A 20,906-nucleotide genomic window follows, 5' to 3' on the forward strand; every position below is an offset into this window, starting at 1 on the left:
CTTCCGGATGTGCCCTTCCGTGCCGTGAAGGCGCCGTCCATGTTTCCTGGAGGTCTCGACCGATGGCCCAGTCGGTGGGTATCAAGGACGTCGCCCGCGCCGCCGGAGTCTCGGTGGGTACGGTCTCGAACGTCATCAACCGCCCGGACACCGTCGCCGGCGAGACCAGGGCGCGGGTGCAGTCGGCGATCGACCGGCTCGGGTACGTCCGCAGCGAGTCCGCGCGTCAGCTGCGCGCGGGCCGCAGCCGGATCATGGGCCTGCTCGTCCTCGACATGGGCAACCCCTTCTTCGTGGACGTGGCCCGCGGCGCCGAGCGGGCGGCCCGGGACGCCGGGCTCGGAGTGATGGTCTGCAACAGCGCGCAGAACGCCGGCGAGGAGGCCGAGTACCTCTCGCTCTTCGCCGAACAGCGGGTGCGCGGCGTCCTGCTCACCCCCGCGGACGCGACCGGCCGCAACATCGAGTCCTTCCGCCGGCACGGCATCCCCTTCGTGCTCGTCGACCGGGTCGCCGAGGGCACCACCGAGTGCTCGGTCAGCGTCGACGACGTGGCGGGCGGCGCGCTGGCCGTGCGCCACCTCGTCGACGCCGGGCACCGCTCGATCGCGTACGTCAGCGGGCCGCCCGGCCTCAACCAGGTCCGCGACCGGCGCACCGGCGCCCTGAACGCCCTCGCCGAGGCCGGGCTCGGCCCCGAGGCGCTGCGTGAGCTGCCGTCCGAGCGGCTCGACGTGGCCGCCGGGCGGGACGCGGGCGCCCGCCTGCTCGGCCTCGCCGACCGGCCCACCGCCGTTTTCTGCGCCAACGACCTCCTCGCCCTCGGCGTCCTGCAGGCCATGTACGCGGCCGGGGTGGTCGTCCCGGACGACCTCGCGATCGTCGGCTACGACGACATCGAGTTCGCCGCAGCGGCCGCCGTACCACTGACCTCCGTCCGCCAGCCCGCCGTCACCATGGGGGCCATGGCGGCGGACCTCCTCCTGGAGGAGACCGAGGATCGCGAGGGACAGGCGGCGCACGAACACCGCCGGGTGGTGCTCCAGCCGGAACTGGTGGTGCGGCGCTCCAGCCTCGCCGCCCGCTGATCGGTGATTCAGTAACGATTGCATGATCCCGGGGGTGGATCCGGCCGGGAGGTGTGCTGAACTGGGACGCGACCGTCCGTCCGTCCCGGGAGAAACGTTGAGCCTCAGCTACCGCCAGCCCGGCGTCGTCCTCACCGACCGCCGCTTCACCGTCCCCCTCGACCACGCGGACCCGGACGGTGAGACCGTCGAGCTGTACGCCCGGGAGGTGGTCGCGAGCGACAAGGCGGACCAGGAGCTGCCCTGGCTGCTGTACCTCCAGGGCGGCCCGGGCTTCGGAGCGAATCGTTTCGTCGGACGCCAGGCCTGGCTCGACCGGGCCCTGGCCGACTACCGCGTCCTGCTCCTCGACCAGCGCGGCACCGGCCGCTCCACCCCGGTCAACCGGCAGACCCTCCCGCTGCGCGGGGGTCCGGCCGCCCAGGCCGACTACCTGGCCCGCTTCCGCGCCGACTCCATCGTCCGGGACTGCGAGGCGATCCGCCCCCAGGTCACCGGTGGCGCCCCGTGGACGACCCTCGGCCAGAGCTTCGGCGGCTTCTGCACGGTCACCTACCTGTCGTTCTTCCCGGAGGGACTCAAGACCTCCCTGATCACCGGCGGCCTGCCCGCCCTGGACGCGCACGCCGAAGACGTCTACCGCGCCGCCTACCCGCGCATCGAGCGCAAGGTCACCGCGCACTACGACCGCTACCCGCAGGACGTCGAGCGGGCCCGGCGGATCGCCGAGCACCTCCTGGAGCACGAGACCCTGCTGCCGAACGGCTACCGGCTCACCGTGGAGGCCTTCCAGTCCCTCGGCCTGATGCTGGGCATGAGCGACGGCAGCCACCGCCTGCACTTCCTCCTGGAGGACGCCTTCGTCCGCACCCGGTCCGGCCCGGAGCTCTCCGACGCCTTCCAAGAACAGGTCCAGGGCCTGCTGTCGTACGCGAGCAACCCGCTGTACGCCCTGGTCCACGAGCCGGTCTACGGCCAGGACGCCCGCCCCACCGCCTGGGCGGCCGAGCGGGTCCGCGCCGAGTTCCCGCAGTTCGACGCGGCCAAGGCGCTCGCCGGCGACGCCCCGCTGTTGTTCACCGGGGAGACCGTGCACCCCTGGATGTTCGAGACCGACCCGGCCCTGCGGCCCCTGAAGGCGGCGGCCGACCTGCTCGCCGCCCGAACCGACTGGCAGCCGCTGTACGACCCGGCCCGCCTGGCCGCCAACGAGGTCCCGGTCGCCGCCGCGGTCTACCACGACGACATGTACGTCGACGCCGGGCACTCGCTGGCCACCGCCCGGGCCGTCCGGGGCCTGCGCACCTGGGTCACCGACGAGTTCGAGCACGACGGACTGCGCACCGGCGCTCCCCGGGTCCTGGACCGGCTCCTCGCCCTCGTCCACGACGAGGTGTGACCCCCGGCCGGTACACCGCTTGCGCGCGAGGCGGGTCCGCGTAGTCTGCGGCCGTGGCGGAACGAGGGACACCAACAGCATGAACACGGACCCGGAACTGCTGGCCGGCCGCTTCGAGGAACACCGCGGCCGGCTGCGCGCGGTGGCCTACCGGATGCTCGGCTCGCTCGCCGAGGCCGAGGACGCCGTCCAGGAGGCATGGCTCAGACTCGGGCGCGTCGACACGGACGAGATCAGGAACCTGGGCGGGTGGCTGACCACGGTGGTCGGCCGGGTCAGCCTCGACATGCTGCGGTCCCGTACCGCGCGCCGCGAGCAGCCCATCGACGAGACCTTCGTCCCGGACCCGGTGATCAGGCCGCTGCCGGGCATCGACCCCGAACAGGAGGCGCTGGAGGCGGACTCCGTCGGACTCGCCCTCCTCATCGTGCTGGAGACGCTGGAGCCCGCCGAGCGGCTGGCGTTCGTCCTGCACGACCTGTTCTCGGTCCCCTTCGACGACATCGCGCCGATCGTGGAGCGCAGTTCGGCGGCCACCCGCCAGCTGGCCAGCCGGGCCCGCCGCCGGGTCCAGGGGGCCGCCCCCTCGGCCGACCCGGACCTCGGCAGGCAGCGCCGGGTTCTCGACGCCTTCCTGGCCGCCTCCCGGGACGGCGACTTCGAGGCGCTGGTCGCGCTGCTCCACCCGGACGTGGTGCTGCGCGTCGACTCGGGCGCCCTGGTGCGCGGCGCCGCCGCCTCCAAGGTGCTGCGCGGGGCGCGGACGGTGGCCGAACAGGCGCTCACCTTCCGGCAGTTCGCCGAAGCGGCAGACCTCGCCCTGGTCAACGGCACCGTCGGCATGGTCACCGCGCCCGCGGGCCGCCCGCTCTCCGTCATGGCGGTCACCGTCGCCGACGGCCGGATCACCGAGATGTACATCCTGGCCGACCCGGACCGGCTGGCCCGCCTGGACTACACCGCCGGGGACGACTGACGGCCGTTCGGACGACGGCGGCCGGGTGGCCGGCGGCGACGGGGCACGGGGGCTGACGCCTGCGCGTGGCCGTTCTCCTGTCCTGCGGGTGGTTCCTCTCTCCGTGGTAGCCGGGTGGTTTGCCTTCCACCGGGTGAAGAGGACTCCCACAGGGCCACAGGGAGGACTCCCACAGGGCCACAGGGCCGGAATCCCAGCGGCGACTTCCGGGACCGCGGCGGATCCCCGCTCAGTAGCGGGCGCTGCTCGCCAGCAGCGGCGGGTACACCGCGCTCGGCACCCCGTCGACCGTGGCGCCCGCGTACTTGAGCATGGTGCCGACGCGGTGGTTGAGGTCGTGCGGGAAGTTGAGGGCCGGGGCGGACACCTCGTCGAGCCGGGCCGTCTGCTCCGGTGCCAGGCGGACGTCGAGGGCGGCCACGTTGGCCTCCAGGTGGTCGAGGGTGCGCGGACCGATCAGGGTGGAGGTGACGCCGGGGCGGTTCTGCACCCAGGAGAGCGCCACGGCGGCCGGGCTCGCGCCGGTCTCCTCAGCGATCGCGGCCACCGCCTCGATCACGGTGAACTGCCCCTCGGAAGGCTGCCCGAGGAGGGCCGCCCGCTTCGCGTCGGCGGGTGCGGACCGGTCCCTGCGGTACTTCCCGGAGAGGTAGCCGTTCTTCAGCGGCGACCAGGGCAACAGCCCCATCCCGGCGTCCTGCGCGAGCGGGACCAGTTCGCCCTCGATGGTGCGCTCCAGCAGCGAGTACTCCATCTGCAGCGCCGTCACCGGCGTCCAGCCGCGCAGCAGCGCCGTGGTGTGGGCCTTGGCGGTGAACCAGGCCGGGGTGTCGGAGAAGCCGACGTACCGGATCTTGCCTGCCGTGACCAGGTCGTCCAGGGTGCGCAGGGTCTCCTCGACCGGGGTGGACCGGTCGTGGTTGTGCAGCCAGTACAGGTCGACGTAGTCGGTGCGCAGGCGGCGCAGCGAGTCCTCCAGCTGGCCGACGATCGCCTTGCGGCCGGCGCCGCCGCCGTTCGGGTCGCCGAGGTGCAGGTTGCCGAAGAACTTGGTGGCCAGCACCAGGCGGTCGCGGCGGCCGGGACGGGCGGCGAGGAAGTCGCCGAGGATCGCCTCGGAGTGGCCGTTGGTGTAGAAGTTGGCGGTGTCGACGAAGTTGCCGCCGAGGTCGAGATAGGTCTGGAGGATCTTCTCCGACTCCTCGACCGAGCAGCCGAAGCCGCCGTCCTCGCCGAAGTTCATCGCACCGAGGCAGAACGGGCTCACCTTGAGTCCGGACCGGCCGAGACCGACGTACGAGTCGAGTGTCATGTAATGCTCCGTGGAAGACGGTGGGAAATCCGACTCCTCGAGCAAACCAGGCTGAGCTGCGGGAACGTTAGGGCGATCGCATCGCGGGCTTGCACGATCCTGCCGGGTTTCCGGGGGAGGGCGTTGCGGCCGGCCCCCGGGCGGCGTTTGAATCGGGAGCGTGTCCCTCGACGAACTGCGCTCGCTGATCGACCGGCACGCCCCGCGCGACGCCGACGCCGTGGCCGCGATCGACGGCCTCATGCTGACCCGCGCCGAACGGCCGACGGGTCCGCGCTCGGGGATCGTGGACCCCGTCCTCGCGCTGGTCGCCCAGGGGGCCAAACGGCTGACGCTGGGCGGCCGGATCTACGACTACGAAGCGGGCCAGTACCTGGTCGTCTCCGTGGACCTGCCGGTCAGCGGGCAGTGCACCCGGGCCAGCCGTGAGACGCCGTTCCTCGGGTTCGGCTTCCGGCTGCGGCCCTCACGCATCGCGGCGCTGCTCCTGGAGTCCGGCACCGACCCTCACCCGGGCGGGGTGCGCCGACGCACCGATCTGCCCGCGCTCGCGGTCGGCGAGGCGCCCGCCGACCTGGTCGACGCGGTCGTCCGGATGGTCCGGCTGCTCGACCGGCCCGCGGACATCCCGGTGCTCGCCCCCATGATCGAGCGGGAGATCCTGTGGCGGCTGATCACCGGCGGGCAGGGCGCACTGGTCCGGCAGATCGGGCTCGCCGACAGCAGGCTCACCCAGATCGGCCGGGCCGTCCGCCACATCCGCCAGCACTACACCGACGTCCTGCGCGTCGAGGACCTGGCCCGCCTCTCCGGGATGAGTGCCTCCCCGTTCCACCGGTACTTCCGCGCGGTCACCGCGATGACCCCGATCCAGTACCAGAAGCACATCCGCCTCCAGGAGGCCCGGCTGCGCCTGATGAGCAGCACCGACGACGTGTCCGACGTGGGGTACGCGGTCGGCTACGACAGCGCCTCCCAGTTCAGCCGCGAGTACCGGCGGCAGTTCGGACGGCCGCCGGGGGCGGACGCGGTGCGGCTGAGAAACGCGCAGGACGAGGTCGGCACCGCTCAGTAGGCTGACCGGGTGCCAGAACACATATCCGAACGGGACCGGCTGCGCGGGGACTGTGCCCGCTGCTTCGGCCTGTGCTGCGTCGCCCTGCCGTTCGCCGCGTCGGCGGACTTCGCGGTCGGCAAGCCCGCCGGAAAACCCTGCGCGAACCTCGGCGGCGACCACCGCTGCGGCATCCACGCCGACCTGCGGCAGAAGGGGTTCAACGGCTGTACGGTCTACGACTGCCTCGGCGCCGGGCAGAAGGTCTCACAGGTCACCTTCGGCGGCCGGGACTGGCGGAACGGATCCGTGGAGGACGCCCGCCGGATGTTCGACGCGTTCCCGGTCGTACGCCAACTGCACGAACTGCTCTGGTATCTGACGGAGGCCCTGGGACTGGCCGCCGCCCGCCCCGTCCACGCCGAGCTGCGTGCCGCGCTGCGGAAGACGGAGGAACTGAGTCTCGGTACGCCCGACGAACTGGCCGCCCTGGACGTGGCCGCCCACCGGCAGGAGGTCAACGTGCTGCTGCTGCGGACCAGTGAGCTGGCCCGGGCGGGGACGCGCGGGAAGAAGAAGGACCGGCGGGGCGCCGACCTGGTGGGCGCCCGGCTCAGGGGCGCCGACCTGCGCGGGGCGAGCCTGCGCGGGGCGATCCTCATCGCCGCCGACCTCACCGGGGCCGATCTGCGGGACGCGGACCTGATCGGCGCCGACCTGCGGGACACCGATCTCGGTGACGCGGACCTCACCGGCGCCTTCTTCCTGACCCAGCCGCAGCTCGACGCGGCCCGGGGCAACACGCGGACGCGCCTGCCGGCCTCAGTCACCCGTCCGGTGCACTGGACAGCCGTCGCCGTTCGCTGACGCGGGCGCGTCCGGCACGCTCACCGGCGCCGGGGCGGGGGTGCGCCGATCGAGGCGCAGCCGCAGCCCCTCCGGCATCAGCGTCAGCCGCTCGGTCACCCGCAGCCGGTAGTCCGGGTCGGCCCCGAGGCCGTAGCGGCGCAGCAGCAGGCCGAGGACCAGGGTGGCCTCGTGCAGGGCGAACTGGCGGCCGATGCAGGCGCGCGCCCCCGTGCCGAAGGGCTTGAAGGTGTGCGGGGCCCGGCCCCGCGCCGCCTTCGCCTCGAACCGGTCCGGGTCGAAGCTCTCGGCCTTCGGGCCCCAGACCTCGGGGTCCCGGTGCAGCATCGGCGTCAGCACCAGCGCCCAGGCACCCCGGCGCATCGGATGCCGGCCGGCCAGCACGGTGTCCTGGCGGGCCTCGCGGGCGAAGGCGGGGGCGGTCGGCCACAGCCGCAGCGACTCGTCCAGCACTCGGCGGACGTAACGGAGTTTGGCCACCTGGTCGTAGCCCGGCGCGGGCGTGTCGCCCCACACGCGGTCCACCTCGGCGGCCGCCCGCGCGGCGATCTCCGGGTGCCGGGCGAGGTAGTGCAGCGCGAAGGAGAGCGCGCCCGAGGTGGTCTCGTGGCCGGCCACCAGGAAGGTGATCACCTGCCGCCGTACGTTCTCGGCGGACAGCCGCTCCCCGGTCCGCGGGTGGGCCGTCTCCAGCATCCGGTCGAGCAGGTCGCCTTCCCCGCGGCCGGTCCGGCGCCGCTCGGCGACGAGGTCGTCGACCGTGCGGTTGAGGTACTCGATGTCGGCCGCGTTGCGCCGGGCGGCCTGCCGCAGCATCAGCGGGGCCAGCGGCCCGGGCACGCTGTTCAGGCGCTGCGCGTAGGTGAGCGTGCCGATCATCGCGGTCACGAAGGGATGCGGCCGGTCCCGCTCGAACGAGCCGAAGTCGTGCCCGAACCCGGTGCGGGCGATCGTCTCCAGGGTCAGCTTGGTCATGTCGCCGGGCACGTCCACCCAGCGGCCGGCCGCCAGCTCCCGGTCCCAGTGGTCGGTCAGCCGCCCGGCCACCGCCACCATCATCGCGTGGTAGCCCTCCATGGCCTCCCGGCTGAACCCCGGAGCCAGCACGTCGTGCGCCAGCTGCCAGTTCGGCTCGTGGTTGTACGCCGTGAACAGGCCGTCCCCGGCGACCGGACGGAGATTGGCCACCCCGAGCCCCACGTGCTTGGCGAACCGCGACTCGTCGGCCATGTCGGCGGCCAGCTCGGCACCCCACACGAACACGAACTCGTTGCCGAACGCCCTGCGCCGGAAGATCGGACCCAGGTGCCCGCCGATCCGCATCGAGTCCTGCAGCGGGGTGCGCCGGTCGACGCCCAGGACGTCGCCGAGGAGCGGCAGCCGGCGCGGCGGGTGCGGGATGCGGTGCAGCTCGGGCCAGCCCTGCTCGGCGCCCCGGAACCCCTTCGGCAGTGGGCCGTCCGTCCCCGGCTGCGTGGCCGTCTCCGCCATGACGCGATCTCCCTCGATGCTGCGGCAGGTTGAGCTAGTTGTACGTGGGTTCAATAGGCGGTTTCAGTCTCGTCCCGTTGTTGAACCCACGTCAAGTAAAGTGCGGGCATGGTCCCGAACCAGGGCGAGCGAGGCCGCCGCAGACTCAGCACCGCGGCCCGTCGTGAGCAGCTCCTCTCGGTCGGGGCCAGACTCTTCTCGGAGAGCCCGTACGGCGACGTGTGGATCGAGCAGGTCGCGGAGATCGCGGGCGTCTCCCGGGGGCTGCTGTACCACTATTTTCCGACGAAACGTGATTTCTTCGCGGCGGTCGTGGAGCGGGAGAGCGAGCGGATGCTGCGGATGACGGCCGCCGAACCCGGCGTGCCCGCCCGCGAACAGCTCACCGCGGCCCTCGACGTCTACCTCGACTACGTCCACACCCACGCGCACGGCTTCCGTGCCTTCCACCGCGCGGAGGCGTCCGGCGACCAGGCCGTGCGCCGCGTCTACCGGCAGGCCCAGTCCGCTCAGGAACGCCAGATCCTGGCGGCCCTCGCCGCCGACCCCGAGTTCGGCCCCGCCCTGGAGCAGCGCCCCGACATCCGCCTCGCGGTACGCGGTTGGCTCGCCTTCACCACGCACGTCTGCCTGGAGTGGCTGCGCACCGAGGAGCTGACGCGGGAACAGGTGCGAGACCTGTGCGCGCGGGCGCTGCTGGGCGTCATCTCCTGACCGTCCCGGTCTCTTTTCCCCACCCCGTTCTTCGGGTGCGTGACGCGCTCCGCGCTTGGCGTACTCCCCGATCTTCGGTAGGTTAGGTGAGGCTTACCTAAGGAGGTTGGGGATGGGTGACGAACAGGCAGCCTGGGCGGCCGGACCCGGTGCGGCGGAGCAGGCCCGGTCCCTGCTGGCCGTCGCGTGGTCGTGCACGGTGACCGCGGACGGCGGCCGCGAGGAGTACGTCGGCGCGCACGCCGTCGCCGACGACGGCCGGGTGCTGCTGCACGTGCCCGAGGACAGCGCCCTGCTCACGGCCGCGATCTGCGCCCCGCGCGGCGAGCCGTCCGCCGTGCTGGAGTTCGCCGACGTCGCGCCCGTTCCGGTGCGCAGCCGCATCCGGGCCCGGCTCTGGATGGCCGGCTGGTTCAGCCCCGGCGACGGGCATCTCGTCTTCCGGCCCACCCGCGTGGTGCTGCGCCGGCCCTCGGGCGCGGTGGCCGTCGACCTCGACGAGTTCGCCGCCGCCCGGCCTGACCCGCTGGCGGGCGCCGAGGCCCGGCTGCTCACCCATCTCGCCGACTCCCACCCGGACGCCGTGGAACGGCTCACCCGGCTCGTCGAGCCCGAGAGCCTGCACGCCGCGACCCGCGTCCAGCCTCTCGCCGTGGACCGGCACGGACTGACCCTGCGCATCGAACGCACCCGGGCCCACGGCGACGTACGGCTCACCTTCCACGCGCCCGCCGACGACGTCTCCCAGCTCACCGAGCGCATGCACGTCCTGCTGGCGCAGGCGAACGCGGCCGCCTCCTGCCCGCGGACGCTACAGCGGCAGCGCGCAGACGGCGACCGGTGACGCGAACGGCTCGCCCGCGAGCCGCAGTTCACCGCTGTCCCGGTCGACGGTGAAGTCGCTCACGGTGCCCGACCGCTGGTTGGCCGCGAACAGCAGCCGGCCGTCGGGGGAGAAGGCGATCTGGCGCGGGAAGTCCCCGTGCACCGGCACCGTGTCCAGCAGCCGCAGCCGGGCCCCGGCGGCCTCGACCCGGTACCTCGCGAGCGTGTTGTCGCCCCGGTTGGCCAGAAAGGCGTACGCGCCGTCCGCGGTGACCAGGAACTCGGCCGGGTAGTTGGTGGTGCCGGCGGCGCTCCCGGTGGACTGCGGCTCGCCGATCGTCAGCCGGCCGGTGGCCGGTTCGTAGCCGCAGACCGCGACCGTGTCGCCCACCTCGTTCGCCAGGTACGCGTACCGCCCGCCCGGATGGAAGGTCAGATGACGCGGCCCCGCCCCCGGCCCGGTGTGCGCCTGGGCGACCTCGGTGAGCGTGCCCCGCGCGGGATCGAGGCGGTAGCTGTAGACGGTGTCGGTGCCGAGGTCCACGGCGAGGACGTGCCCGCCGTCCGGACTGGTGACGAACTGGTGGGCGTGCGGCCCCTGCTGACCGGGTCCGGGCGCCGGGCTCGAGTGCGTGACCAGGGCTGTGCGCTCGCCGAGGGCGCCCGAGGCGTCGATCGGGTGCACGGCCACACTGCCGGAGGTGTAGTTGGCGCTCAGCAGCCAGCGGCCGGTCGGATGCACCGAGACGTGGCACGGGCCCGCCCCGCCCGTGCTCCGGCTGCCCAGGATCCTCCGGTCCGACAGGCGTACGGCGGTCACGCTCCCGGCCGCGCGCTCGTTCACCGCGTACAGCGTCCGGCCGTCCGGGTGTACCGCCAGGTACGACGGGTCGGCGACCCCCGTGAGCGCGCCGGTGCCGGTGATCGCGCCGGTCGCCGGATCGTAGGTGGCGAGGCCGATGCCGGTGCCGCCACCGTCCACGGAGGTGTAGGTGCCGAGGTAGAGCGGGCGGGGCGCCGCGGACGTCCGCGTGGTGGCGGCGGCCGCTGGGCGCGCCGCCCGGCGTGGCCGCTGCGCGGGCGGGGCCGCCGGCGCCGGGACCGCGACCACCGCGGCCGCGCCCCCCAGCGCGCCGACGAACCGGCGCCTGCTCCAGCCGCCGCGCGTCCCTTCCGTACCACTGCCCATGCCACGCACCCCAGGTCGTGAGTCACCCCCGACCCGACACACCTTGGCGTGGACCACGGGTGCAGCGCAAGAAAAGCAACGCCCGTCGCGTCCGGCGCAACGGCCTCACCAGTCGCCGTCCGCCACCGGCTTGCCCTGTGCGTCCTTCAGCGGGACGACCTGCCCCGGGTCCGGCTGCTGCCAGGGCTCCAGGTCGGCGCCGAGCCAGTCGCCGACCGGCTTGACCGCCTCCAGGGTGTCGGTGGGGGCGAGATCCTGGGCGTCCTGGTCGTAGTAGTCGTACCAGGGCAGCCCCGCGCGGGTGTACGCCGACCGGTCCACCGGCGACGGCGGGGGTGCCTCGCCCGTGATGCGCTGCCACTGCGGCGGCGTGACCAGGTGCACGAAGACGCGCCCGGCCGGGGTCTCGGCCCAGTCGCCCGGTGGCCGGTCGTCCTCGTACACCTCCTGGCGCATCGAGCCGCCGACGCCCAGGCCCATCCCGGCCGGCCCGGCCGGAGCCGCGCCTAGGGCCGGTGCGGGGAGCGCGGACATCATCGGCAGGGCCGCGCCGTAGCCGCCGGTCGCTCCGGGCCCGCGGACCCGCTCGCGCCGCAGCCGCTCCGCGCGCCGCCACTCGGCGAGCGGGCCGTCCCGGAGCGTGAAGCACTGCAGTTGCACCCCGCCCCACACCTCCTCGCCGGTGACCTGGCCCTCCACCGTGGCGCCCAGCCCGAGCGGCACCGCCACGAACTGGCGGACCGTGCCCTTCCCGGAGTTGATGCCGTCCAGCCACGGCTGCCGGGGCAGCACCAGGTAGTTCTGCGGTTTCCGGGACAGCCGGTCGCGCCACGGCTCGCCGGACACCGCGCACACCTTGCCGACGCCGACCTGGAGGGCGGCCGGTTCCGACGTGCCCGCGAAGCTCAGCCACATCGCCTCGCGCAGGTACACCGGCAGCATCACCCCGCCCCGCGCCCGCCACTCGTCCGGAACCGTGTCCGGATAGTCGCTCACCCGCCGGACGGGGAACTCGCCGAGCCCCGGCGGCAGCGGATGCGTGCCCGTCTCCGGCAACCGCAGCGTGCGCACGAACCGCACCGCCACCCCGCCCGGCAGCCGCAGTGTGTTCCCGTCGATCCGTACCGCCGTGTCCGTCATCGGCGTACCCCCTTTCCCGTCCGTGACGGAGAACGCCCCGGGCGACCGCCCTGGTTCCGTCGGAGCCGCTCCGGTACGCCCACCCGCTCCCGGAGCCGGGTCAGGCGCGGCCGCTTGGCGCGCTGTTCCCCGGAAACCCGGTCCAGCTCCTCCAGCAGGCGGCGGGTGCGGTGCTCGGTGTCCAGCTCGTCGAGGAGCCGGTTGACCTCGGTCAGCACGGCGCCGAGCAGCTGCCAGTTCCGGTCGTCGTCGCGGACCTCTTCATGCAGCAGGTCGGCGAGCTTGTCACGGGTGCCGGCCGCGGCGTGCAGTTCGGCGGCGAGCCGGGCCTCGGCCGACTCGGCGTTCTCGCTGATGCTGGTGGTCACCAGCACCGCGAAGCTGACCACGGCGTCGGCGATCTGGGACAGCAGCTGTTCCACGGCCGCACCCGCGTCCGACCTGAACAGCGGTTCGGGCTCGCGGGCCTTCGCCAGGTCGGTGAAGGTGCGGGCCAGCACACGCAGCACGACCGTGCAGATCTCCAGCGTGTCCAGGCCGGTGCGCAGCACCACCCGGTGCAGCAGGCCCTCCCGGACCCGAGGGTTGAGCCGCAGGCTGTCCTCCGCCTGCCGCAGCGCCGCGTCCACCTCGACGATGGCGTGGTCCAGCCGGCGGGCCTCGTGCAGCCGGGCGGCGGCCTGCTGCCAGGGCATGATCTCCGCCGCCTCCTCGCCCATCCGCAGCATCAGCTGCCGCAGCCGGCGCGCCAGTCCCTCGATCGACTCCCCGGCCTCGTCCACCCACACCGGCGGCGGGAGCAGCAGGTTGCAGCCCATGCCGACGACCGCGCCGATCAGGGTCTCCACGATCCGCGCCCACGCGGTACTGCTGATGGTGGTGACCCCCAGCACCAGCATGGCGCTGATCGCCACCTCCGGGATGTACTCGTCGACCCGCACCAGGTGCCCCACCGCCAGTGAGGCCACGATCAGCAGGGCCAGGCTCCACCAGGTCAGCCCCACCAGCTGGCTGAAGGCGATGGCGACCAGCACCCCGGCCACCACCGAGTTGACCCGGCGGAAGCCGTTGGTCAGGGTGGCGTACAGGGTCACCTGGACGACCAGCAGCGCGGTCAGCGGGGCGGTGAGCGGAGCCGGCTCCGGGCTCAGGTGGAGGGCGACGACGTAGGCGATCGTGGCCGCGGTGGCCGACCGCAGGGTCTGCACGACCACCGGGTCCCGGTGCCGCCGCAGGAGTCGCGACAGCCCCTCCGTCCACTTCCGTACGTTTTGCATCCCTTGGCCTGTTCCCACTCGGGTGTCATGGCGAACGTATTTTCCGCAGATCACTCACGTCCTGGTGGCCGGTTGACCAGAGTCGATGACGGAGGGTCCCCGGCGCGCCGCCCGCCCATCGGCAACTGAACGCCGGACCGACGCGTCCTCTGCACCCGAGGTGCCGAACGGTCCGGTCGGGCGGAAGGGTTGGGGGCGACGAACGTCGGCGCGGCGCTGCGCACGATGGCCGCCCCGGGGCTGCCCGGGGCGGCCATCGTGCGCAGCGCCGCACGAGGGCTCGGTGGTGCACCGGCTGCGGCGGTATGGGCTGCGCACCGGGGGACTCGTAGTCGACAGCGTGCGCACCACGGACCGGGACGGGCCGAAGCGGGTCCCGGCCGTCGCCTTCACGGACGTCTGGGCTACCGGGTGGACTGCTACTTCGGCTGCGTCGCGGCCGAGGCCGACGAGGTGTGGCGGCTGCGGGAAGCAGGCGCCCGGGTCCCGTCCGCGGCGACGGCAGCCGGATGGCCGGGGTCCGGGAGGCGTTCCGCGCGATGTTCCGCGACCGCGTTCCCGGGGGAAATCCCGACGAATGGCTCAACTCCCTGGTGGGGGACGGCCGTTTTGTGGAGGATGTATGCGCGTCGAGGTGATGGGCGCCGCCGCCCGCGGCGCCCCGTCAGGGGCGCGGGGAATTGCGCGAGCAGCCACGACGAACCTTCCGCCCGCGTACGATCTCCCCCAGCACGGTGCGACCCGGCGTCGATCCCTCCTTAGCTCACAGCGTGAACTAAGGGTTGGGAAAATATCGCTTCCGGCCCCCCGAAGGAGTATGTTGCAGGTCGGGCAGGGTTCGTGAAGGGAGCGGGGCCACATGGCGGGGCGGAACGGGCGCACGGTACGCGACCTCAGAAGGGCCAACCGCACGGCCGTGCTGCAGCGGCTCTACTTCGACGGACCGCTCAGCCGTTTCGAGCTGGGCCCGGCCACCGGCCTGAGCTCCGGCTCGGTGAGCAACGTGGTCGCCGACCTGGTCGCCGACGGCCTGGTCGAGGAGGCCGGCAGCGTCGACTCCGACGGCGGCCGCCCCCGCACCCTGCTGCGCGTCGCCCCGCACAGCGGTCACATGATCGGCGTGGACGTCGGCGAGACCCGGGTCCGCGTCGAGCTGTTCGACCTCAACCTCACCGAACTGGCCCGCGTCGAGCGCCCCCTGGAGCAACTGGGCTACGACGTCGAGGTGATCGTCGGCCACATCCGGGACGGCATCGACGAGGTCCTCGCCACCGACGGCGCCTCGCCCGAACTGCTCCTCGGCGTCGGCGTCGGCGTCCCCGGCATCATCGAGCACACCGAGGACCGGGGCGCCGTCGTGCACGGCCAGACCATCGGCTGGGACGCCGTCCCGCTGGAGGAACTGCTCCGCTCCGGCTGCCGCCTCCCGGACTCCGTGCGGTACTTCATCGACAACGGTGCGAAGACCCTGGGCCAGGCCGAGATGTGGTTCGGCGCCGGGCGCGGCGCGGACAACGCGGTCGTGGTGCTCTTCGGCTCCGGTGTCGGCGCCTGCCTGGTCACCGCCGACGTGGAGAACGGCCGGGCGGTCGAATGGGGACACCTGACCGTACGGGTGCGGGGCCGCCGCTGCCGCTGCGGCGCGCTCGGCTGTCTGGAGGCGTACGCCGGCGCCGAGTCGTTGCTCGCCCGCTGGCGCGAGGAGGGCGGCCGGCCCGACGAGGGCATCGACGAGGAGAGCGCGCTCACCGCGATGCTCGCCGCGGCCTACCCCTCCGAGGGCACCGCGGCCGACCCCGTCGCGCTCGCCGTCCTCGAGGAGACCGCCGAGTACCTGGGCGCCGGCCTCTCCGACCTGATCAACCTCTTCCAGCCCGAGCGGATCCTGATCGGCGGCTGGGCAGGCCTCCAGCTCGGCGCCCGCTTCCTGCCCGCCGTACGCCGGTACGCGACCACGTACGCGCTGCGCCATCCCGCCGAGCAGGTCACCATCGATCTCGGCCGGCTGGGCCCGGACGCGGTCACCGTCGGCGCCGCGATCCTGCCTCTCGCCGACTTCTTCAGCCGCGGCGGCCGCCGCGCCGAACCGGTGACCGAGGACCGCTTCCCCGCCTGGCGCGCGGCCCTGGAGGAACGCAGCCCGCGCTGACCCCACGCAACCCGCCGCTCCCGCGCGTTTCGCCCGGCTCCGCCGTGGTACTCGGCCGACGCCAGGAGTGTGGCGGAACGACGCGAGGGGAGTACGCCGTGGGAGAGAAGCAGGGCGGCAAGCCGGTGCCCCGGGACCTGCCGGACCAGCAGGCCGGCTCCGGCCAGGACCCGTGGGAGGCGGCGGACGGCACACGGCCCGAGGACCGCGGCGACGGCGACCACCCGGAGCACGACCTCCCCGACCCCGACGAGGCCGGCGCCGGCCCCGACGGCGCCCCGCGCTCGGGTTCGGTGCACCCCGAGGACCCGGTCCCCGACGAGCCGTCGGCCTGAGGCCGAGGCAGCTGGGAGGAACGCACATGACCCTCGCCGACCGACTCCGCTCGTGGCCCGTCTACCGCCAGCTCACCGGCCCCGACCGCACCGGCCGGGGCGCCGCCGCCAAGTCGCCGCACACCGAGAACCTGCGCCCCCGCACCGAGACCGCCGAACGCGTCGTGCAGTCGGTGTGCCCGTACTGTGCGGTCGGCTGCGGCCAGCAGATCTACGTCCGGGACGAGAAGGTCGTGCAGATCGAGGGCGACCCGGCCTCCCCGGTCAGCCGCGGCCGTCTGTGCCCCAAGGGCTCGGCCACCCTCCAGCTCACCACCGGACCCGCCCGTGAACACCGGGTCCTGTACCGACGGCCGCACGGCACCGACTGGGAGTCCCTCGACCTGGACACGGCCATGGACATGGTCGCCGACCGCGTGATCCGCACCCGGCGCGAGACCTGGGAGTGGGAGTACGAGGGCATGCGCACCGCCCGCACCATGGGCATCGCCAGTCTCGGCGGCGCGACCCTCGACAACGAGGAGAACTACCTGATCAAGAAGCTGCTGACCGGCCTCGGCGTGGTCCAGGTGGAGAACCAGGCCCGGGTCTGCCACAGCTCCACCGTCGCCGGGCTCGGCACCTCCTTCGGCCGCGGCGGCGCCACCACCTTCATGCAAGACCTCCAGCACGCTGACTGCATCGTCATCGAAGGCTCCAACTTCGCCGAGTGCCACCCGGTCGGCTTCCAGTGGGTGATGGAGGCCAAGCTGCGCGGGGCCACGATCATCGACGTCGACCCCCGCTTCAACCGCACCAGCGCACTCGCCGACCTGTACGTCCCGATCCGGGCCGGCACCGACATCGCCTTCCTCGGCGGGATCATCAACCACGTCCTGACCGAGGGGAAGGACTTCCGCGAGTACGTCCTGAAGTACACCAACGCGGCCACCCTGGTCAGCGAGGACTTCCGGGACACCGAGGACCTCGACGGCGTCTTCTCCGGACTCGACGAGGAGAAGGCCCACTACGACCCGCGCAGCTGGCAGTACGAGGGCGTCGAGGTGCAGCAGCCGACCGGCGAGGCCGACGAGCAGTACGAGGACCGCACCCGAAAGTCCGCGGGCGCCGAGGCACACGGCTCAGGCGGCGCCCGCACCGGCCACCGGGCCCCCAGCGACGAGACGCTCCAGCACCCGCGCTGCGTCTACCAGGTGCTCAAGCGCCACTACGCCCGGTACACCCCCGAGATGGTGGAGAACGTCTGCGGGATCCCGCGCGAGACCTTCCGGCAGGTCTGCGACGCCCTGACCGCGAACTCGGGCCCCGACCGCACCAGCGCCTTCTGCTACGCCGTCGGCTGGACCCAGCACTCCACCGGCAGCCAGTTCATCCGCGCCGCCTGCGTCCTCCAGCTGCTGCTCGGCAACATCGGCCGCACCGGCGGCGGCATCCAGGCGCTGCGCGGCCACGCCTCCATCCAGGGCTCCAGCGACATCCCCACCCTGTTCAACCTGCTGCCCGGCTACATCCCGATGCCGCACGCCCACGACGACATGAACCTGGACCACTTCATCGAGGCGAGCCGCACGGTGAAGGGCTTCTGGTCGAACATGCGGGCCTACGCCGTGAGTCTCCTCAAGGCGTACTACGGCGACGCGGCCACCCCCGAGAACGACTTCTGCTTCGACCACCTCCCGCGGCTGACCGGCTCGCACTCCACCTACGACACGGTCATGGCCCAGCTCGACGGCCTGTGCAAGGGCTACTTCCTCATGGGCGAGAACCCGGCCGTCGGCTCCGCCAACACCCGCCTCCAGCGGCTCGGCATGGCCAACCTGGAGTGGCTGGTGGTCCGGGACTTCTCCCTCATCGAGTCGGCGACCTGGTGGAAGGACGGCCCGGAGATCGAGACCGGCGAGCTGCGCACCGAGGACATCGGCACCGAGGTGTTCTTCTTCCCGGCCGCCGCCCACACCGAGAAGTCCGGCTCCTTCACCAACACCAACCGGTGGGTGCAGTGGCACCACACGGCGGTCGAACCCGAGGGCGACGCCCGCAGCGACCTCTGGTTCATGTACCACCTGGGCCGCCGCATCCGGGAGAAGCTGGCCGGCTCCACCGACCCCATGGACCGGCCGATCCTCGACCTGGCCTGGGACTACCCGGTCAGCGGCGAGCTGGACGAGCCGGTCGCCGACGCCGTGCTCGCCGAGATCAACGGCCACGGACCGGACGGCGCGCCGCTGAGCGCCTACACCGAGCTGAAGGACGACGGCTCCACCCGCTGCGGCTGCTGGATCTACTGCGGTGTCTACGCGGACGGCGTCAACCAGGCCGCCCGCAGGAAGCCCGAGTGGGAGCAGGACTGGGTGGCCGCCGAATGGGCCTGGGCCTGGCCGGCCAACCGCCGCATCCTCTACAACCGCGCCTCCGCCGCCCCCGACGGCACCCCGTGGAGCGAACGCAAGAAGTACGTCTGGTGGGACCCGGAGGAGGGGAAGTGGACCGGCCGGGACGTCCCGGACTTCATCCCTGACCGGCCGCCCGGCTACGAGCCCGGTGAGGACGCCGAGGGCGTGGCCGCACTGCGCGGCGACGACCCGTTCATCATGCAGGCCGACGGCAAGGGGTGGCTCTACACCCCGGCCGGTCTGGAGGACGGCCCACTGCCCACGCACTACGAACCCCAGGACTCCCCGTTCCCCAACGCCCTCCACCCGTCCACCCCGCGCAGCCCGGTGCGTCAGCTGCTGCCCCGCGAGGGCAACCGCTACCACCCGAGCGGGGACGAGGAGGGCGCCGAGGTCTTCCCGTACGTCGTGACCACGCACCGGCTCACCGAGCACTTCACGGCGGGCGGCATGAGCCGCTGGTCGGAGTACCTCTCCGAGCTGCAGCCTGAGTTCTTCTGCGAGGTCTCGCCCGCCCTGGCCCGCGAACGCGGCCTGGAGAACGGCGGGTGGGCCACGATCGTCACCGCCCGCAACGCCGTCGAGGCACGGGTCCTGGTCACGGACCGCATCCGGCCACTACGGGTGCAGGGCCGCACCGTCCACCAGATCGGCCTGCCCTTCCACTGGGGGCCGAACGGCGTCGCGCGGGGCGACGCGGCCAACGAGCTGGTGTCCATCGCCCTCGATCCCAACGCCCACATCCAGGAGGACAAGGCGCTCTCCGCCGACATCATGGCCGGCCGCCGCCCTCGCGGCCCCGACCTTCCGAAGCTGGTCGCCGAGTACCGCAGGCGGGCCGGCATCACCGCGGCCACCGGAACGGAGGTGCGCAAGTGACCGAGGACCGCGTCGGGTTCTTCACCGACACCTCCGTCTGCATCGGCTGCAAGGCCTGCGAGGTCGCCTGCAAGGAGTGGAACGCCATCCCCGAGGACGGCCTCTCCCTGACCGGCATGTCGTACGACAACACCGGGGCGCTCGGCGCCTCCACCTGGCGGCACGTGGCCTTCATCGAACAACCCCGCCCGGACGGCCGTACCGAACTTCCGCTGGTGGACGGCGCACCGGACCACGGTGACGGTGGCGGTGACGACGGCGGCGGAGGCGACCTGCGCTGGCTGATGTCCTCCGACGTGTGCAAGCACTGCACCCACGCCGCCTGCCTCGACGTCTGCCCCACCGGTGCGCTGTTCCGCACCGAGTTCGGCACGGTCGTCGTCCAGGAGGACATCTGCAACGGCTGCGGCTACTGCGTGCCCGCCTGCCCCTACGGCGTCATCGAGCAACGCCCCTCCGACGGGCGGGTGTTCAAGTGCACCCTGTGCTACGACCGGCTCGGCGCGGGACAGGAACCGGCCTGCGCCAAGGCCTGCCCGACCGAGTCCATCCAGTTCGGCCCCCTCGACGAACTCCGCGAACGGGCCGCCCTGCGCGTGGACCAACTGCACGAACAGGGCGTCACCGACGCCCGGCTGTACGGCCACGACCCGGACGACGGGGTCGGCGGCGACGGCGCGTTCTTCCTGCTGCTGGACGAACCCGAGGTGTACGGACTGCCCCCGGCCCCCGTGGTCACCACCCGTGACCTGCCCGCCATGTGGAAGCACGCGGGTGTCGCCGCCCTGTCCCTGCTGGGCGGTGCGGCCGCCTGCTTCGCGGCCGCGGCCGCGGCCGGCAGGGCGGCAGGAAGGGGTGTGCGATGAGCGAGCCGGAGCGTGGCGGGCGCAGGCGGCGCGGCCGGGGCGGCCGGGGGGAGCAACCGGTCGTGCCACGGGCCGAGTTCGGCTCCTACTACGGCCGCCCCGTCATCAAGCCGCCGTCCTGGGCCGCCCCCGACATCGCCGGGTACTTCTTCCTCGGCGGCCTGGCCGGCGCCGGGTCGGTCCTCGCGGCCGGCGCGCACCTGACCGGCCGTACGGCGACCGCCAGGGCGCTGAAGGTGTCCTCGTTCGCCGCCGTGTCGCTGTCGGCCGCCGCACTCATCCACGACCTGGGCAGGCCCGGCCGGTTCGCGAACATGCTGCGGGTGTTCAAGCCCACCTCGCCGATGAGCATGGGTTCCTGGCTGCTCGGGGCCTACGGACCCGCGGCGGGTGCGGCCGCCGCCAGCGCCGTCAGCGGCCGGCTGCCGCGGCTCGGGGGCGCGGCGACCGGCGCGGCGGCGCTGCTGGGACCGGTGGTCGCCACGTACACCGCGGTGCTGGCCGCCGACACCGCCGTACCGGCCTGGCACGGGGCCCACCGTGAACTGCCGTACCTGTTCGCCGCGTCCGCCACGGCCGCGGCGGCCGGTATGGCGCTGGTGACCGGGCCCGTCCGGGACAACGCGCCCGCGCGCTGTGCGGCCGGGCTGGCGGCCCTGGCCGACGCGGCGGCGGAGCGCGCCGCCGCCCGGCGGCTCGGGCTGGTCGCCGAGACCTGGCAGGACGGGCGCGCCGGGACGCTGCTGCGGGCCGCGCGGTTCCTCACCGCGGGCGGCGCGCTCGGAGCCGTCCTGCTCGGCGGCCGGCGGCTGCCCGCGGCCGCCTCCGGGCTCGCGCTGCTGGCCGGTTCGGCCTGCACGCGGTTCGGCGTGTTCGCGGCGGGCGTGGCGTCGGCGGCGGACCCGAAGTACACGGTGGTCCCGCAGCGGGAGCGCGCCGACGCCGCCTGACC

General features: G+C 73.3%; 17 protein-coding genes. 12 read left to right on the forward strand and 5 right to left on the reverse strand.

Annotated elements, in window-relative coordinates; genetic code table 11:
• Positions 1 to 62 precede the first annotated feature (62 nt).
• The 3 genes from BLW82_RS38635 to sigJ all read left to right on the forward strand — a co-directional run bounded on the left by BLW82_RS38635 (position 63) and on the right by sigJ (position 3,463).
• Positions 63 to 1,088 (forward strand): LacI family DNA-binding transcriptional regulator, encoded by a 1,026-nt coding sequence (locus BLW82_RS38635; protein WP_093506526.1) that lies wholly within the window; start codon positions 63 to 65, stop codon positions 1,086 to 1,088.
• Between the two features lie 97 nt (positions 1,089 to 1,185).
• A complete protein-coding gene (locus BLW82_RS38640) occupies positions 1,186 to 2,487 on the forward strand; it encodes an alpha/beta fold hydrolase (RefSeq protein WP_093506528.1) in 1,302 nt (433 codons plus the stop codon).
• A 79-nt stretch (positions 2,488 to 2,566) separates the two neighbouring features.
• Positions 2,567 to 3,463, forward strand: a complete 897-nt coding sequence (gene sigJ / locus BLW82_RS38645) for an RNA polymerase sigma factor SigJ (protein ID WP_093506530.1) — start codon at positions 2,567 to 2,569, stop codon at positions 3,461 to 3,463.
• A gap of 229 nt (positions 3,464 to 3,692) precedes the next feature.
• Here the strand turns inward: sigJ and BLW82_RS38650 are convergent, their stop codons facing one another.
• A complete protein-coding gene (locus BLW82_RS38650) occupies positions 3,693 to 4,775 on the reverse strand; it encodes an aldo/keto reductase (protein WP_093506532.1) in 1,083 nt (360 codons plus the stop codon).
• Between the two features lie 160 nt (positions 4,776 to 4,935).
• Here BLW82_RS38650 and BLW82_RS38655 point away from each other — a divergent pair, with 160 nt between their 5' ends.
• On the forward strand, positions 4,936 to 5,850 hold the full coding sequence (locus BLW82_RS38655) for an AraC family transcriptional regulator (RefSeq protein WP_093506534.1): 915 nt from the start codon (positions 4,936 to 4,938) through the stop codon (positions 5,848 to 5,850).
• Positions 5,851 to 5,859: 9 nt separating this feature from the next.
• Positions 5,860 to 6,696 carry a pentapeptide repeat-containing protein gene (locus tag BLW82_RS38660; RefSeq protein WP_093506536.1) on the forward strand — a complete coding sequence of 279 codons (837 nt, stop codon included), beginning with the start codon at positions 5,860 to 5,862 and terminating at the stop codon, positions 6,694 to 6,696.
• On the opposite strand, the gene BLW82_RS38665 is transcribed toward BLW82_RS38660, so the two are convergent.
• Entirely contained in the window at positions 6,652 to 8,187 is a 1,536-nt protein-coding gene (locus BLW82_RS38665; protein ID WP_093506538.1) for a cytochrome P450, read from the reverse strand. The genes BLW82_RS38660 and BLW82_RS38665 overlap by 45 nt on opposite strands.
• A gap of 108 nt (positions 8,188 to 8,295) precedes the next feature.
• Between BLW82_RS38665 and BLW82_RS38670 the strand changes: the two genes are divergently transcribed.
• On the forward strand, positions 8,296 to 8,901 hold the full coding sequence (locus BLW82_RS38670) for a TetR/AcrR family transcriptional regulator (protein ID WP_093506540.1): 606 nt from the start codon (positions 8,296 to 8,298) through the stop codon (positions 8,899 to 8,901).
• A gap of 112 nt (positions 8,902 to 9,013) precedes the next feature.
• On the forward strand, positions 9,014 to 9,745 hold the full coding sequence (locus BLW82_RS38675; protein WP_093506542.1) for a DUF2470 domain-containing protein: 732 nt from the start codon (positions 9,014 to 9,016) through the stop codon (positions 9,743 to 9,745).
• Here the strand turns inward: BLW82_RS38675 and BLW82_RS38680 are convergent.
• From BLW82_RS38680 to BLW82_RS38690, 3 genes are all read right to left on the reverse strand, one after another.
• The gene (locus BLW82_RS38680) at positions 9,713 to 10,915 is read right to left on the reverse strand and encodes a lactonase family protein (RefSeq protein WP_177233205.1); all 1,203 of its coding nucleotides are present in this window, start codon (positions 10,913 to 10,915) and stop codon (positions 9,713 to 9,715) included. The genes BLW82_RS38675 and BLW82_RS38680 overlap by 33 nt on opposite strands.
• A 105-nt stretch (positions 10,916 to 11,020) precedes the next feature.
• Positions 11,021 to 12,055, reverse strand: a complete 1,035-nt coding sequence (locus tag BLW82_RS38685; protein ID WP_093506544.1) for a hypothetical protein — start codon at positions 12,053 to 12,055, stop codon at positions 11,021 to 11,023.
• Entirely contained in the window at positions 12,052 to 13,332 is a 1,281-nt protein-coding gene (locus BLW82_RS38690) for an FUSC family protein (RefSeq protein ID WP_177233206.1), read from the reverse strand. Before BLW82_RS38690 ends, BLW82_RS38685 begins: the two co-directional genes overlap by 4 nt.
• Positions 13,333 to 14,191: 859 nt before the next feature.
• Between BLW82_RS38690 and BLW82_RS38695 the strand changes: the two genes are divergently transcribed.
• The 5 genes from BLW82_RS38695 to nrfD all read left to right on the forward strand — a co-directional run bounded on the left by BLW82_RS38695 (position 14,192) and on the right by nrfD (position 20,904).
• On the forward strand, positions 14,192 to 15,481 hold the full coding sequence (locus tag BLW82_RS38695) for an ROK family transcriptional regulator (protein ID WP_093506546.1): 1,290 nt from the start codon (positions 14,192 to 14,194) through the stop codon (positions 15,479 to 15,481).
• A 98-nt stretch (positions 15,482 to 15,579) separates the two neighbouring features.
• Positions 15,580 to 15,816, forward strand: coding sequence for a hypothetical protein (locus BLW82_RS38700; protein ID WP_093506548.1), 237 nt, complete (start codon positions 15,580 to 15,582; stop codon positions 15,814 to 15,816).
• 26 nt (positions 15,817 to 15,842) lie between these two features.
• Entirely contained in the window at positions 15,843 to 19,088 is a 3,246-nt protein-coding gene (fdh, locus tag BLW82_RS38705; protein ID WP_093506550.1) for a formate dehydrogenase, read from the forward strand.
• The gene (locus BLW82_RS38710) at positions 19,085 to 19,954 is read left to right on the forward strand and encodes a 4Fe-4S dicluster domain-containing protein (RefSeq protein ID WP_093506552.1); all 870 of its coding nucleotides are present in this window, start codon (positions 19,085 to 19,087) and stop codon (positions 19,952 to 19,954) included. Before fdh ends, BLW82_RS38710 begins: the two co-directional genes overlap by 4 nt.
• Positions 19,951 to 20,904 carry an NrfD/PsrC family molybdoenzyme membrane anchor subunit gene (gene nrfD, locus BLW82_RS38715; protein ID WP_093506554.1) on the forward strand — a complete coding sequence of 318 codons (954 nt, stop codon included), beginning with the start codon at positions 19,951 to 19,953 and terminating at the stop codon, positions 20,902 to 20,904. Before BLW82_RS38710 ends, nrfD begins: the two co-directional genes overlap by 4 nt.
• The last annotated feature ends 2 nt before the right edge of the window (positions 20,905 to 20,906 follow it).

The sequence above is a fragment of the Streptomyces sp. Ag109_O5-10 genome, assembly GCF_900105755.1.
In the GTDB taxonomy this organism is placed as follows: domain Bacteria; phylum Actinomycetota; class Actinomycetes; order Streptomycetales; family Streptomycetaceae; genus Streptomyces.